Origin of the sequence: Pedobacter steynii (genome assembly GCF_900103665.1) — a bacterium.
Lineage (GTDB): Bacteria > Bacteroidota > Bacteroidia > Sphingobacteriales > Sphingobacteriaceae > Pedobacter > Pedobacter steynii.
In genome coordinates, this window is record NZ_FNGY01000009.1 from 251,385 (window position 1) to 265,608 (window position 14,224).

At 39.5% G+C, this 14,224-nt stretch carries 14 protein-coding genes; 6 read left to right on the top strand and 8 right to left on the bottom strand.

Features of this window, described 5'->3' with window-relative positions; translation table 11 throughout:
- Window positions 1-199: 199 nt before the first annotated feature.
- From BLQ87_RS23995 to BLQ87_RS24005, 3 genes are read right to left on the bottom strand one after another with little or no spacing between them, the layout of a single operon-like run.
- Window positions 200-859 carry a phosphatidylserine decarboxylase family protein gene (locus BLQ87_RS23995; RefSeq protein ID WP_074611459.1) on the bottom strand — a complete coding sequence of 220 codons (660 nt, stop codon included), beginning with the start codon at window positions 857-859 and terminating at the stop codon, window positions 200-202.
- Between the two features lie 53 nt (window positions 860-912).
- Window positions 913-1,470 carry a hypoxanthine phosphoribosyltransferase gene (gene hpt, locus BLQ87_RS24000; protein WP_074611460.1) on the bottom strand — a complete coding sequence of 186 codons (558 nt, stop codon included), beginning with the start codon at window positions 1,468-1,470 and terminating at the stop codon, window positions 913-915.
- 18 nt (window positions 1,471-1,488) lie between these two features.
- The gene (locus BLQ87_RS24005; RefSeq protein WP_074611461.1) at window positions 1,489-3,663 is read right to left on the bottom strand and encodes a transglycosylase domain-containing protein; all 2,175 of its coding nucleotides are present in this window, start codon (window positions 3,661-3,663) and stop codon (window positions 1,489-1,491) included.
- A gap of 117 nt (window positions 3,664-3,780) precedes the next feature.
- Between BLQ87_RS24005 and BLQ87_RS24010 the strand changes: the two genes are divergently transcribed.
- From BLQ87_RS24010 to BLQ87_RS24020, 3 genes are read left to right on the top strand one after another with little or no spacing between them, the layout of a single operon-like run.
- A complete protein-coding gene (locus BLQ87_RS24010; RefSeq protein WP_172664951.1) occupies window positions 3,781-4,857 on the top strand; it encodes an Mrp/NBP35 family ATP-binding protein in 1,077 nt (358 codons plus the stop codon).
- Between the two features lie 36 nt (window positions 4,858-4,893).
- Entirely contained in the window at window positions 4,894-5,139 is a 246-nt protein-coding gene (locus tag BLQ87_RS24015; RefSeq protein ID WP_069378271.1) for a NifU family protein, read from the top strand.
- Between the two features lie 53 nt (window positions 5,140-5,192).
- The gene (locus BLQ87_RS24020) at window positions 5,193-5,834 is read left to right on the top strand and encodes a peptidase associated/transthyretin-like domain-containing protein (protein ID WP_074611462.1); all 642 of its coding nucleotides are present in this window, start codon (window positions 5,193-5,195) and stop codon (window positions 5,832-5,834) included.
- Here the strand turns inward: BLQ87_RS24020 and def are convergent.
- From def to BLQ87_RS24045, 5 genes are all read right to left on the bottom strand, one after another.
- The gene (gene def / locus BLQ87_RS24025; RefSeq protein WP_074611463.1) at window positions 5,831-6,391 is read right to left on the bottom strand and encodes a peptide deformylase; all 561 of its coding nucleotides are present in this window, start codon (window positions 6,389-6,391) and stop codon (window positions 5,831-5,833) included. The two genes, BLQ87_RS24020 and def, sit on opposite strands and share 4 nt — an antisense overlap.
- 18 nt (window positions 6,392-6,409) lie before the next feature.
- Window positions 6,410-7,639 carry a M16 family metallopeptidase gene (locus BLQ87_RS24030; protein ID WP_074611464.1) on the bottom strand — a complete coding sequence of 410 codons (1,230 nt, stop codon included), beginning with the start codon at window positions 7,637-7,639 and terminating at the stop codon, window positions 6,410-6,412.
- A gap of 73 nt (window positions 7,640-7,712) precedes the next feature.
- Entirely contained in the window at window positions 7,713-8,216 is a 504-nt protein-coding gene (locus tag BLQ87_RS24035; RefSeq protein WP_074611465.1) for an HmuY family protein, read from the bottom strand.
- Between the two features lie 68 nt (window positions 8,217-8,284).
- Window positions 8,285-9,463: a hypothetical protein gene (locus BLQ87_RS24040; protein ID WP_074611466.1), complete on the bottom strand. Its 1,179-nt coding sequence runs from the start codon at window positions 9,461-9,463 to the stop codon at window positions 8,285-8,287.
- Window positions 9,460-10,440, bottom strand: a complete 981-nt coding sequence (locus BLQ87_RS24045) for a DUF2157 domain-containing protein (RefSeq protein ID WP_074611467.1) — start codon at window positions 10,438-10,440, stop codon at window positions 9,460-9,462. The genes BLQ87_RS24040 and BLQ87_RS24045 overlap by 4 nt, the downstream gene beginning before the upstream one ends.
- Before the next feature lie 162 nt (window positions 10,441-10,602).
- On the opposite strand from BLQ87_RS24045, the gene htpG reads away from it, so the two are divergent.
- From htpG to BLQ87_RS24060, 3 genes are all read left to right on the top strand, one after another.
- Window positions 10,603-12,492 (top strand): molecular chaperone HtpG, encoded by a 1,890-nt coding sequence (htpG, locus tag BLQ87_RS24050; protein WP_216857854.1) that lies wholly within the window; start codon window positions 10,603-10,605, stop codon window positions 12,490-12,492.
- Window positions 12,493-12,685: 193 nt separating this feature from the next.
- A complete protein-coding gene (locus BLQ87_RS24055; protein WP_074611468.1) occupies window positions 12,686-13,405 on the top strand; it encodes a DUF4397 domain-containing protein in 720 nt (239 codons plus the stop codon).
- A gap of 190 nt (window positions 13,406-13,595) precedes the next feature.
- The gene (locus BLQ87_RS24060) at window positions 13,596-14,165 is read left to right on the top strand and encodes an RNA polymerase sigma factor (RefSeq protein ID WP_074611469.1); all 570 of its coding nucleotides are present in this window, start codon (window positions 13,596-13,598) and stop codon (window positions 14,163-14,165) included.
- The last annotated feature ends 59 nt before the right edge of the window (window positions 14,166-14,224 follow it).

Genomic DNA, 14,224 nt, shown 5'->3' on the forward strand with positions numbered 1-14,224 from the left:
CTTAATTTCCTCAAAAAAGAGGCGTTCTATGAAAAAGCCTAGAAAATTTTGCGCCCTTCCGCGCAAAAGATTTCAGCCTTTGAATAGTAATGCTCTTTTTTAGGAGCACTTAACCCTTAATTTCCAAGATCAACGAATCAATAAAGCACAAAAAAGCCGGTGTCTCTTAGAAACACCGGCTTTTTAAATATGATCTTGCTTAGCTTAATTCCGCCAAGACGGTAATTCCGCCTTTTACGACCTGATCTAGTTCAAGGTTAACCTTAGTGCCCAAAGGCAAAAAGATATCTACTCTGGAGCCAAATTTAATGAAGCCAAACTCTTTGTTTTGTTGTACTACGTCACCTTCTTTTACATACCATACAATACGTCTGGCAAGAGCGCCTGCAATTTGTCTGAACAATACAGGGGTCCCATTTGCATGTTCTACAACTACTGTTGTCCTTTCGTTCTCAGTAGAGGATTTTGGATTCCATGCTGCAAGGTATTTACCAGGATGGTATTTGAAAAACTTTACCACTCCTGAAATCGGATTTCTGTTGATGTGCACATTAACGGGCGACATGAATATTGAAACCTGGATTCTTTTGTCTTTAAAATATTCTCCTTCTACCGTCTCTTCAATCACCACAACTTTACCATCTGCAGGGCAAATTACTTTATTGTCTGCCGTAGTGAACTGTCTGCTTGGGTTTCTGAAAAACTGTAAAACGATGAGCATTAAAACAGCTGAAAAAATATAAACAAACCATCTTAACCACGTTATATCGGCAAATCTATAGTCAATAATAGCATTCAATATAAAGATGAAAAGTAATGATATTGCGATGGTGGTGTAACCTTCTTTATGTATCGTCATTGTTGATTAGGGTATTTGTTTCTTTTCTGCAAAAGTGAGAAAAAATTATAACATTAAGGTAAAGGGGACGCAACAGTTTTAGCCTTATAGATATGGTTGAGGTTTCTGCCTAGTCCGTTATAATCTAAACCATAGCCGACAACAAACTCATTTGCAACTTCAAAGCCGACATATTCCAACTCTTCTATGGGTGCTTTTAGGGCTTCTGGCTTTAGGAGGAGCGAACAAACCTTGACAGATGCGGGTTGTTGTTTATAAACTTCCTTCAGGATGTATGCTAATGTAAAACCAGTATCAACAATATCTTCAACAAGAATGATATCTCTGTCTTTCAGGTTGCCAGGGAGACCAAATGCTTCTTTAATTTCTCCGGTACTTTGGGTGTCTTTATAAGAGGAAACCCTGATAAAGGCCATTTCACAAGGTAATGTAATCTCTTTTACGAGGTCAGCCATAAATAAGAAACTCCCATTTAAGACCCCAATAAAAACGGGACACCTGTTTTCGTAATCCACATTGATCTGAATTCCTATCAATCGGGTTCGTTTTGCAATGTTGTCGTTTTCGAGTAGTATGTCGAATTCCTTGTCTTCAATTTTTATCGTGTTCATATTCGTTTATACTAACAACTAAGGGTTCTCTTTTGATTGTTCCAGTTGCTTTTCTAATTCTTTTTCTTTCCTTCGCAGCTCTCTTCGTTCCTGTCTGAGTTGTTTTTTTGTTTTTTGAAGGCTATCTGTTTTTACAGCAGGTCTGGAAGCGGTGTCCTTTTTAGACCCTCCACCAAAGATGCGGTCAAACAGACTTTTTGATTCGTCATGTGTTTCTATCGCCGGTAGCGGATCTTCGTTATCAAACGCCGTTGTATCCACCGTAGTAGAGTCTGGCAACAGATATTGTCTAAGGCCGGCTCTCAATTGGACATTGTAAAAACCATAGCCGCTGCTGTCGGATGGCGTCAGGCCACGTTTGGCCATAATGTTTCCGATGTACTTGAAATAAGGGTACAGATAGTCTTTCAGACCTCCGTCTCCTCTGAATTTATAAAGCGCAATTTTTGGTCTGGGAACGATGTTGGCCAGGAAAATTCCTTCACCAATGTTAAGGTCTGAAGGTCTTTTTCCAAAATAATATCTTGTGGCTTCACCGATTCCGTAAATATTTTGTCCCATTTCTATGATGTTGAAATAGACTTCCAACATTCTGTTTTTGCTAATCAGGCGATTGTTTTCAATCAACCATACAATGAGAATTTCTTCGGCTTTTCTGGCCAGTGTTTTCTGTCTGCTGAGGAAGACATTTTTTACCAGTTGCATAGAGATGGTACTTCCGCCCCGTACAAATTTCTTTTCTTTGAAATTTACGGCGAAAGATTTACGGATAGACTCCTGTACAAATCCTTTGTGGCTGAAGAAGGAAGGATCTTCGGAAGTTAATATCGCATTTTTGAAATTGCTGGAAACGCCTGATAATGGGGTGAAATTTGGGTTTGAAGGGCCAATCATGATATCACGCATTGGTTTCCCACGTTCATAGGGCGTATACACAAAATCTTTATTGATCTTTTGAAGGTTTGTTTTTCCCCATTGAAGAATTTTGAAATTAGTTGGGGTTAAGCCTGAATTGAAGCGGACGCTGTCCGGAATAGCGCTATCCAGATAAAAGTTAAGGTCATATTTTACTTTTCCACTTACTTTTAAGCCGTCCAGAGATTCAAATAAGCCCTGTGGGAAGGCATTTAATACCTCCTGGGCATCTTGCTCCGGTGCCATAATCTTAACCTCGTAAATTTTGTTCGGAGATAAGGTGTATTTTAGGTAAGGATGAAGTATTGCTTTTTTCAGGAATACGGTAGATGAGCTATCAAGAGCAACATAATTGGGACCAATAAGCATGTCCGCCTCAATTTTTGCGTCGGAAACGACAATGTCATTCGATGCTATTTTCGGATGGTTAACCAGAAGGTTTTTAACAGACCAGGATCCCTTTATCTTGAAATCATCGCCGCTATAGTCTGCACTTTTCATTTCGGTTCTAACGGTATCAAAGCTGAATTTAGCTTTGAGCTTATTTTCAAGGTATGGAAGCTCTATCTTTTTATTGTCGGCAAAGAGCATGACATCTAATTGTTTTTTGCCGGGTTTAACCGTTCCGTTGATGTGCCATGTTGCGGCATTGTCATTCACCAGAATTGTTGATAGTAAATCTCCGTCGTTGATCGTTGCGGTGGTAGTTAAGAACTTCAGCTTTGCCGTGTCATTGTCATTGACCTGAAGCATCAGGTTTTTTATTTCCATGTTGTCAGGAATCTTGTATAGAACCTGGTTCAACAGATTATGCGCGAGATCTGCGAGATCTGATTTGGTTTTCTTTTCTGTGTTTTTCTTTTTCCGTTTCAGAAAAAAGTCCAGGTTACTTAAAGAATCTTTGAATACAACATTCAGTGTTCCCTTATTCAGAATAATTTCAGAGAGTTTGACATTTCCGAAGATCAGGGGGAAAAGTTTCACCCCGACGGTAAAATCATCAATGGTAGATAGGGTATCGCGGTCTTTTGGGACTACAGAAATGTTTTTCATGTGGACGGTACTCAGTCCACTGAATCCCGATTCCCCGATTTTAATGTCGAGACCATAGTCTTTGTCGGCTTTAGCAATTGCTTTGGCCATCATTGTTTTTAATAACGCTTCTCTTTTGCTATAGGCTATAGAGCCAAGAACAACGGATAGCAATAGAAAAACCCCTAACACCCACGCGCCAATTTTCAGGTATTTTTTAGGGATGTTAATTTTTGGAAGATGCATGCTGTAAAATAGATAATAATTGCTAAACGTTAAACGCAAATGTTTATTTCGTGTTAAAATTACACTTAAAAAGCCTAAAGTCAATTAATTGTGGCCGTCTTTTGTTATTTTTGGCTAATGATAATTAGTCCAGAACAAGTTCTAGCCGCTCTGAGAAATGTTGAAGACCCTGATCTTAAAAAAGATCTGGTGACTTTGAACATGATCAAGGATTTGAAAATAGAAGATAAGAACGTGAGTTTTACCTTAGAACTCACGACTCCGGCCTGCCCGATGAAAGATATGCTGAAAAATGCATGTTTTAATGCTGTGAAGCATTTCGTAAGTCAGGAAGCCGAAATAGAAATCAATATTACTTCCAGGGTAACCAAACCTATGGACATCAACCAACTGAAAGATATTCGTAATATTTTGCTGGTTTCTTCAGGAAAAGGTGGTGTAGGAAAGTCAACTGTAGCAAGTAATCTCGCCATTGCCCTGGCTGCCGATGGCGCAAAAGTAGGCCTGATCGACGCAGACATCTATGGGCCTTCTGTTCCAACGATGTTTGATCTTGTAGGGGCTAAGCCGAGTGCCAGAGAAACTGCAGATGGAAAAACGCTGATCCTTCCTATTGAAAAGTATGGGATTAAGCTTTTGTCTTTAGGCTTTTTTGCAGATCCGGATCAGCCTGTACCCTGGCGCGGACCAATGGCTTCCAATGCGGTCAAACAATTGTTCAATGATGCCGACTGGGGAGAATTGGACTATCTGATTGTAGATCTTCCTCCGGGAACAGGAGACATTCACATCACCATCACCCAGAGTTTCCCGATCGCTGGTGCTGTAATTGTAACGACACCTCAACAGGTAGCACTCGCGGATACCAGGAAAGGATTGGCAATGTTTAAAATGCCAAGTATTAATATTCCTGTATTAGGAGTAATTGAGAATATGGCTTATTTTACACCAGAGGAATTGCCTGAGAATAAATACTATATTTTTGGCAAAGACGGTGGCAAGGAACTGGCGAAGTCATTTGAGGTACCTTTCTTAGGTGAAATCCCAATCGTTCAGGGAATTACTGAAGCGGGTGATAAAGGTGCACCAATTGCGTTGAATAAAGAAAGCAAGATATCCGCTTCTTTTGCAGAGATTGCCGGAAAGGTCGCACAACAAGTGGCAATTAATAACTCGCTGAGTGTTAATTGCTAAAAAATTACTATTTTTATACTTTAAAAAATTACCAAAATGGATTTAACACAACAAGTAGAGCAGGCATTAGAAACGATCAGACCATATTTAATCGCTGATGGTGGAGATGTTGCAATAGAAGAGATTACGGCGGATAATGTAGTTAAATTGAAATTATTAGGAAACTGCGGGTCTTGCAAAATGAGCTTTATGACTATGAAAGCTGGGATTGAGCAGGCAATTATGAAGGCTGTTCCACAGATTACTTCAGTCGTTGCCATTAACCTTGCGGAGCCGGTATAATTGTTTTAACACTATTTAACTAGCCGTTTTAATTAATACCGCTATTTTTGTATATGAAGTATTCACTCACCTTATTATTGCTTCTTTTGATTTCTTCTGCGTTTGCACAGCAAACCACGGGGAGTAAGAAGTTGATTCAGTTTACTGGTATCATTACCGATGTAGACAGTAATACTGTGGTGCCTTATGTAACGGTTACCAATTTGACGAATAAAGGGCAACGGTATGCCGCCAACTATAAAGGATATTTTTCCTTTATTGCCCATCCTGGTGATACCATCCTTTATACGGCTGTAGGATACAGGGATTTACTCCTGCCTATCCCTACTCAGATCGATGACAGTAAATATACAGCAATGGTGAAGTTAAAGTCAGAGATTGTGAACCTGCCTACCGTTAGGGTATACCCCTGGGCTACTGTAGAAGAGTTTACACGGGATTTCATGGCGATGAAAATTGCCGATGATGATTTTTCTATCGCCATCAGAAACGTATCTCAGGAAAGTATTTCGGGATTGATTCAAACCCTTCCGAGGGATGCAGGGGAGATTTCGGGAATTAATTTCAGACTAAATCACGACCGGGCCTTAAATAAGAATATGGTGCAAACCAACCCGCTTTTAAACCCATTTGCATGGGGTAAGTTGATGCAATCCATATTCAAAGGAGATAAAAGCAGGAGCGAAGGGAATTAACGCCTTCTGCTCTGCTGTGGGAAACGCATTTTATAATCCACTTTTACATTTCCTTTAGAAATCGCGTCCAGTTTGCTTTTCAGCATTCTTTTCCGCAATAAGCTTAAAGTTTCCGTAAATAGTTTACCCTGAATATGATCATATTCGTGTTGGATCACGCGGGCTAATATGCCGTTAATTTTTTCTTCATGTAGCTCCCAGTTTTCATCATAATATCTGATGAGGATATTGGGTTTACGAAATACGTCTTCTCTGATATCGGGAATACTCAGACATCCTTCATTGAAAGCCCAGGGTTCACCTGTTTCTTCCAGGATTTCTGCATTGATGAAAGCACTTTTGAAGCCTTTCTTCTCCTCTTCATCTACGCCGGTATCTACAATGAACAACCGGATCGGTAATCCAATCTGAGGGGCAGCTAAACCAATTCCATGAGCATTATACATGGTTTCGAACATGTTACTGATTAATTGTTTTAAATCCGGATAGCCCTGCTCAATAGGAGCACAAACCTTTTTCAATACCGGATCGCCATATGCTACAATAGGTAATTTCATAGTGCAAAAATACAAATATTACCCTAAAGGGTAAAAGGTTAAGGACGTAAGATTACTTTCATCTAATATTTCATTGGCAATATTGGCCATATCAGCGGTTGTTACTGCCTGAATTTTATTAAATACAGTTTGGAGGTCGTCAATTTTGTCGTAGTCTATCAGGCTTTTAGCCATGGATATGATCAGTCCGATCCTATTTTCTTCGCCCAGAGCGATCTGTCCAATAAATTTATTCTTAGCTTTTTGAAGTTGAACCTCTGTTAGCGGATGATCTTTAATCTTTTTAAACTCTTTGAAGATCAAGGATAGTGCTTTGTCCACTTTTTCCTGATCTGTACCGAAATATAAAGTAAAAATACCCGTATCGCTCAGGGGGCTATAGCCGGTTTCAATCGTATAAGCGATTCCATGTTTCTCCCGGATCTGCAGATTCAAAATAGAGCTCATTCCGGTGCCACCCAACAGGTTATTGAGCAATAGCAACCCTGTTTTATAGGGATGGTGCAAAGAATAAGCCTGAGCGCCTAACATGGCATGCGCCTGCATGATCGGTTTCTGGAAAGAATGGGTGACTACAGGAGCCTTTTCTGGTGCAATCCTTGAGTTTTTGTGTAGGTTCTCCGGTATTTCAGAATAATATTTAGCCCCGATCTTAATGACTTTATTCAAGGAATAGTTCCCTAAAACGGCGATAATGATTTTGTCCGTATGGTAATTTTCCGCAATGAAATCATAAATGTCTTTCTTCTCGATTTTACTGACACTTTCTGCGCTCCCAAGGATATTTCTACCCAGCGAATGACCAGAAAAAACAAGGTCCTCAAAATCATCATATATCGCTTCTTCCGGTTGGTCAAGGTAGGAGGTAATCTCATCAAGAATTACACTCTTTTCCTTCTCCATTTCGTCTTCTGGAAAGGTCGAATGAAAGACAATATCGTGAAACAATTCCAATGTCCTGTCCAGATATGGGTTCAGGAAAGAAGCGTGAATGCAGGTATACTCCTTAGTCGTATAGGCATTAAGGTCTGCGCCAACACTCTCCAGTCTGTTTAAAATCTGGTTGGTATTTCTTTTTTCTGTGCGTTTAAAGATCAGGTGCTCAATAAAATGAGCCAGACCGGATTTTTCTTCCTGTTCATCTCTGGACCCGCTATTTACAATAATGCAGGCATGAGAGATTGCGGATGCAGAAGGGACATGAAGTAATCGGATGCCATTCGGCAAGGTGTGAACATTGTATTCCATCAGGGAGCAAAGATACGCAAGAAATAAACTTCTGTAGGATAATATTTGGTCTCCATCAGGGTGTTTTAGAAGCTTATTTAACTACTGCATACTTAAACGTATAAAAACCGGTCTCATTATAATCCTCTTCATCAAAATAATAGCTTATAATTTCCAGTTTAATATGTTTTCCTGAAGCAGTTTTAACAATAATGACTTTACCTGGAATAGGACTGAGCGCATGGGTTGCCATGTCATAATTGTACCATCCGTTGCCCGATCCGGTTGGGATGGCACTGCTGCTTTGGCTGTCTTTTTTATATCCGTTTTCCGGAGCTTTAATTACTTTATCAAAGGTTGTATTACTTAAAATCTGCGCAGAAACGTTTTGTTTGCTGTTGATTTTAATCGCCGTATTGTTAAATGCCAGGTCCCATTTTTCTGTCTCTTTGACAATTTTTCCAGCCTCCAGGCTATAGAATGTCGTTTTCGACTTGGCATCAAGATTTTTCTCTGTCTTTGGACCTTGAGCTATGGTGTTGAGGCCGGCAAAAAGAAAAGCCGACATTATGGATAGGGTATAGATAGCTTGTTTCATGTAAGTTTTTTTACAAAGAAACAAACTATCTGGAACTATTCTAAATAACTGATGGATTTATTTTTCTTCTAAAAGTCAGCACTTGATCCTCCGCCTCCAAAACTTCCTCCGCCCATCCGGCTTCCTTCAGGAGCCGCAGCAGGACCAGAAAAGGTTTCGCCGACAATAAGAGACTCTACTCTAATCTTATCCATTAGCTGATCATCATCAAATTCTTCATAGGTAAAGCCTTTCTTTGGTGTTTTTAGGTAATGGATTACTCCATAAGATATGGCCAGTAATGCTGCTCCAACGAGTGATAAAGCACCTTCAATAGGCATGATATGGTAATAATTCCTAAAGGTAAATGCTGCTGCAGCAATCAGGATTAAGCCTGAACGTAGTAAAATCACGTCTTTTCGTTTGAGACCTAAGGCGATATATACAAACGGAATGACTATAGTCCAGGTCCAGAAGAACCAGCCGAGTGGAATTCCTTCTCCTTCCTGCAAAGGTTGACTGATCGTGCTTCCCATTTCTTTGACTACGAAATAATTGCCTGCTGCATAGCCGATTAAAAGACAGAAGACCTGCACCGCTGTAAGGCAATTTTCATAGTCTTTATGTTTCTTCCAGGAAACACAAAGAAAATAAACTCCGGCAGAGACCAGGATGATCAGAAAAGGAAGAATCGCTGCGGCATAGAAGCCAAATATTTCCCGGCTAAAGAACAGGAAGAAAATTAGGGAAAGAAAGGATACAACAGCCATTAACATATCAGCGAAACGCAAGGCAAAATAGCCCGCCAGTACCAAAGTGAAGCCAAAAAGGTAACTTTCAAAAGGACCAGATAGGCCGTTACGCAGTACGATGGTAAGGTAGCCAATAAAAGCAGAAACAATTAAGCCTGCGGCTGTCCACATTAATGAATCGTCTACACCGGATCTGAAATGATGCATCCGTTGAACGATTAATTCCAGCGCGATATAACTGATGATACCTAAAAATAGCCAGTAACCCGGGGAAGTAATCAGGTTATTTATACTGCTCAGAATGAGACTGAGCAGTCCTCCTGCAAAACTGGTAATGATCAGGGTCAGGATAAAAAGGCCGGTCCTAATGAAAATATTGGGCATGTAAAAGCCGACCGGATACTTTTCTTCGATGTGTTTTAATTCCTCGGCAGTAATGTCCCCTAAGCGTTGCGCTCTTTTTAGCTGGTTCTGTAAGTCTAAATTCTTCAGCCAGGTTTTGTTGTAAATGATCATGAGGCTTTAATTTGCTTGTTTAAATAAATCAACAGACGGATCAGCGCAATGGCAGAGCCAATAAAATAAAAACAACAGAAGTATAATGCTTCGGTATCACCGATGGTGATGAAGCCTCTGACCACCAATGTACTAATGGCGATATAACTATACAGGACTACCAGCAGCAGAAAGTAGAACGCTTTGTGCTTCATTGCATCAGTATAAAGATAATAGGCCAGTGCGAAGAGCACAAAAAGCCATATAAATGAAAAGGAAGCATTATAATGATTAAAGTAGCCAAACAATAAAGAGATAAACGAAATATGGATTCCGAAATGCAGGTAACTAAATCTGAAATGCTTTTTGAAATTGAAATATTCGGTCAGCTGCCCAGCCAGTAATAGGATTGAACCCAGGATCAGGTAAGTATAAATCACCGTTTCATTGTCAAAATTCCCACTGGAAAGTACTTGAGCAGGCGTAACCGATACCCCCATCCATATGGCGAGGTTGGCAATTCCCATACTGAGAATTCCAAGGTGGTCAAATTCATAGGCTACAAAAAATAAAAGCAGCATCGGAATGAAGGTCGCCATCCCATAATTGGTGCCGAAAACAGTATACTGAAACTGCAGATAGCCAACAAATGTTAAAAAGCTAAGGCAACCGAGGAGCAGCAGGTAGTCAAAAAGGGAATTTGGAGATTTTACCTTTTCCCTGCTAAACGGGGGCCGATGTTTAAGACAGTAAGTGAAACAACCAATGCTGATTGCTGCGATGATGGCCAGAATCGCCTGATGGCCAATCGTATCAATGTTCTTATAGATGAGAATGCCTAATCCGGTACTCAATAGCATTACGCCCAGATATAATAAGGTTTTTAGTTCCCAGTGCAAAGAAAACAGAGGATTTTGCCTCCTCAGCCGTATATTTTCAATAGATGTGGCTGAAATAAAGTCTTCTTCTTTTAGTTTATCGTAATGCTCCGCATTCATAGGGTAAGGAAATGTTTAATCATAGGATATTCAAGTATACGCAAAGATTTTGTTTCCTCGCCATCAAGGCTGAAATTGGAAGCTGAACTGTCAATTTGACAAGAATGTTGAATTGGAATAGCCATTGATAGGATCGTTATGTACTTAAAAATGAGTTAACATATGAGCATAGAAGAAAAAGGAACCATTTCCATTCACACGGAGAATATTTTCCCGATCATCAAAAAATTCCTGTATTCAGACAATGAGATTTTCCTGCGCGAGCTGGTTTCCAATGCCGTTGATGCGGTACAAAAGATTAAACGTCTTGCCGCATTGGGACAATACAACGGAGAGCTGGGTAACCCATTGGTAGAAGTTGCTGTTGATGCAGAAAAAAAGACCATTACCATTACAGATAATGGTTTGGGTATGACTGCTGAGGAGATCAAAAAATACATCAATCAGGTGGCTTTCTCCGGAGCAAGTGAGTTTGTAGAGAAGTTTAAGGATGCTAAAGATGCCAATGAAATCATCGGTAAATTTGGTTTAGGCTTCTATTCTGCATTTATGGTAGCGGACCTGGTAGAAATCCAGACCCTTTCTTATCAGGATGGTGCCGAGCCTGCCCGTTGGGTATGTGATGGCAGTACTGAATTTGAAATCAGCGCAGGTAACAGAACGACCAGAGGTACTGAAATTACCCTGCACATCAATGCGGAATCAGAAGAATTTCTAAGTAAAAACAAGCTGGAAGAGATTCTGGACAAATATGGTAAGTTCTTGCCGGTACCGATTAAATTTGGAACAAAGACCGAACAAATTGCAGATGGTGAAGACGAAGAAGGAAAGCCAAAAACCGTAGCTGTTGAAGTCGACAATATCATCAATACCACAAACCCGATTTGGACAAAAGCACCTGCAGATTTGTCAGACGAAGACTACCTTGCGTTTTATAAACAACTATATCCTTTCTCGGAAGATCCTTTATTCTGGATTCACCTGAATGTTGATTATCCTTTTAACTTAACAGGAGTATTATACTTCCCTAAAGTGAAGAACGATTTTGACATGCAACGCAATAAAATCAAGTTGTTCTCCCGTCAGGTATTTATTACAGATGAAGTAAAAGATATCGTTCCGGAGTTCCTGATGTTGTTACATGGCGTAATTGACTCACCGGATATCCCATTGAACGTTTCCAGAAGTTTCCTTCAGGCAGATAGTAACGTTAAAAAAATCAACAGTTACATCACTAAAAAAGTAGCGGATAAATTACACGAGCTCTTTAACAAAGACCGTAAGGCTTATGAAGAGAAATGGAGTGATATCGGTTTATTCGTGAAATATGGTCTGGTAAGCGAAGATAAGTTTTATGATAAAGCGAAAGATTTTGCCTTATTGACCAATACAAAAAACGAACACTTCACTTTAGGTGAATATCATGACAAAGTAAAGGACTTCCAGACCGATAAAAATGGACAGGTGGTTTACATTTACTCGAATGATCCTGCAAAACAGGATAGTTTTATTCAGTCGGCCAATAAAAAAGATTACGATGTCTTATTAATGAACTCGCCTATTGACAATCATTTTATCAATCATTTAGAGAACAAACTGGAAAAAACACAATTGAAACGTGTAGACTCCAGCGTGGCAGATAAATTGATTGAAAAAGATGATGCCGTAGAATCTGTGCTTACAGAGGAGCAGTCGAAAAAGGTTACAGAAATCTTTACAAAGGCAATTACCAAACCTGGAATGCAGGTAGAAGTGGTTGGATTAAACCCGGAAGAATTACCGGTTACGGTAACTATGGATGAGTTTATGCGACGCATGAAAGACATGGCCCAGATGGGTGGTGGTATGGGCTTCTACGGCAGCATGCCTGATAATTATAAGGTAGCCATCAATGGAAATCATAAACTGATCGGAAAGATCCTTTTAACAGACAATGAAGAGGAACAAAGCCTGCTTGCAAAACAAGCCGTGGATTTGGCTTTATTGGCGCAAGGAATGCTAACGGGAGCGGAACTAACTGCTTTTGTAAGTAGAAGTGTAAATTTGATCTAAGGATTTCCTTTTTCCTGAAAAGCCCGTTGCATTGTTGTGCAACGGGCTTTTTTGTGGAATTTTTATTCTTAAATCTGCGGACTTGAAAAATATTTTAGGTTGACTGTAGCGTTTTTAAAGAACGCTACGTTTTAGGAGAAAAATGGTTAACGGCCAATAACTAAACGATTTATACATCTTATTAATTTTAATTATGGAAATTTCAAACAATCTTAAAAATATATCTAAGGCTTTTATTGCTGCAGTTACGATCTCAGTTGCATTATCTGCCTGTTCTAAAAGGAACGATCCACAATCAGTTCCTGCTACGGTGGTGTCTGTTGTAAATGCAAGTCCAAACGTTAAGGAATTAGATTTTATTATTGGAGGTCAAAGATGGAATACAGATCCTTTTAAGTTCGGTACAACGCTTGACTATGTTGGTTTCTATCCGGGCGCATTCAGGATTGGGATCGTTGAAAGAGGGAAGAACACCTACTTGTTGTCAAAAGATCTGGTTTACCAGGCAAGCAAGTACTACTCTACTTTTTTAATAGATACAGGAACTAACAGATCCTTTTTAACGGTTATTGATAATTTGGATAGTCCTGCAACTTCTACAAAAGCAAGGGTACGGTTTCTTAATCTGAGCCCTGATGCATCTCCGTTAATCCTTGCGGTTAAGGGAGGAACAACCGATTTGTTTACCAACAAAGCATATAAAGCAGTTTCTGCATTTACTGAGGTCGAGGCAGGCGATAACGTTGCTTTCGAGATTAAGGATAATGCGACAAAAGCGGTACTCACTACTGTGCCGGGAACTAAGCTTGAACAAGGTAAGTATTACACCATTTATGCCAAAGGATATAAAGACAAGTCAGATACGGATCCACTGAAATTTGGAGCCAATATCTATATCGCTAAAAATAAATAGATACCCCCCAGGTCGGTTTCTTCTGAAACCGGCTTTTTTTAATCTTTGAATAATGGAAATGATTAAATTTACATTTCCTCTGTTAAATGGTGTGTTAGAATATGCTGAGGTTGAGGTTCTTTTTCAATCTCTTTGTTTTAGTCATACAGAGATGGTAAACTTAAATAATCCTTAATGGTGTTAAAAAAGAATGCTCAAATTTGAGGACGTTTTAGCGGGGTGTTTGAAAAATGACAACAAATGTAAAGAGGTGGTTTATAAATCATTTTATGGCTATCTAATGGGCGTTATTTTGAGATACGTGACCGACAAAAATGATGCTCAGGAATTGATTAACGATAGTTTTATTAAGGTTTTTAAAAGCATAGGACAGTTTGGCTTTCCAAAGGACAAGGCAGATTTACAGAAAGCATTTAAGGGCTGGATTGCCAAAATCTCTTCACGCACTGCGATCGATTTCCTCAGAAGCAGGCGAACCTACCTGTATGTGGATGATATGGAGGATTTGCAGCAGCCACTTACGGAGTTAAATGCCGTTTCTCAACTCAATGTGCAAGATATTATGAAGTTGTTGGGTCAATTACCGGAAACCCATAAGTTGATTTTTAATATGTATGAAATTGAAGGTTTCTCGCATGATGAAATCTCCAAATTATTGAATATCCCTGAGAGCTCAAGCCGGGTTTACCTGACCAGAGCAAAGAATAAATTGAGAACGCTTTATTCAAAATCATTGATTAGTTCTTATGAGTCCAACTAAATTAAACAATATAGATTACGCATTTAATAGCTGCTTGATCCAGATAAATATAAAGAAAT

Excerpts from the sequence above, each read along its gene's own strand:
- BLQ87_RS24030 (WP_074611464.1), bottom strand. The coding sequence starts at position 7,639 with ATGGAATACAATGTTCACACCTTGCCGAATGGCATCCGATTACTTCAT.
- BLQ87_RS24035 (WP_074611465.1), bottom strand. The coding sequence starts at position 8,216 with ATGAAACAAGCTATCTATACCCTATCCATAATGTCGGCTTTTCTTTTT.
- BLQ87_RS24045 (WP_074611467.1), bottom strand. The coding sequence starts at position 10,440 with ATGAATGCGGAGCATTACGATAAACTAAAAGAAGAAGACTTTATTTCA.
- BLQ87_RS24010 (WP_172664951.1), top strand. The coding sequence starts at position 3,781 with ATGATAATTAGTCCAGAACAAGTTCTAGCCGCTCTGAGAAATGTTGAA.
- BLQ87_RS24055 (WP_074611468.1), top strand. The coding sequence starts at position 12,686 with ATGGAAATTTCAAACAATCTTAAAAATATATCTAAGGCTTTTATTGCT.
- htpG (WP_216857854.1), top strand. The coding sequence starts at position 10,603 with ATGAGCATAGAAGAAAAAGGAACCATTTCCATTCACACGGAGAATATT.
- BLQ87_RS24005 (WP_074611461.1), bottom strand. The coding sequence starts at position 3,663 with ATGCATCTTCCAAAAATTAACATCCCTAAAAAATACCTGAAAATTGGC.
- BLQ87_RS23995 (WP_074611459.1), bottom strand. The coding sequence starts at position 859 with ATGACGATACATAAAGAAGGTTACACCACCATCGCAATATCATTACTT.
- BLQ87_RS24020 (WP_074611462.1), top strand. The coding sequence starts at position 5,193 with ATGAAGTATTCACTCACCTTATTATTGCTTCTTTTGATTTCTTCTGCG.
- BLQ87_RS24040 (WP_074611466.1), bottom strand. The coding sequence starts at position 9,463 with ATGATCATTTACAACAAAACCTGGCTGAAGAATTTAGACTTACAGAAC.
- BLQ87_RS24015 (WP_069378271.1), top strand. The coding sequence starts at position 4,894 with ATGGATTTAACACAACAAGTAGAGCAGGCATTAGAAACGATCAGACCA.
- hpt (WP_074611460.1), bottom strand. The coding sequence starts at position 1,470 with ATGAACACGATAAAAATTGAAGACAAGGAATTCGACATACTACTCGAA.
- def (WP_074611463.1), bottom strand. The coding sequence starts at position 6,391 with ATGAAATTACCTATTGTAGCATATGGCGATCCGGTATTGAAAAAGGTT.
- BLQ87_RS24060 (WP_074611469.1), top strand. The coding sequence starts at position 13,596 with ATGCTCAAATTTGAGGACGTTTTAGCGGGGTGTTTGAAAAATGACAAC.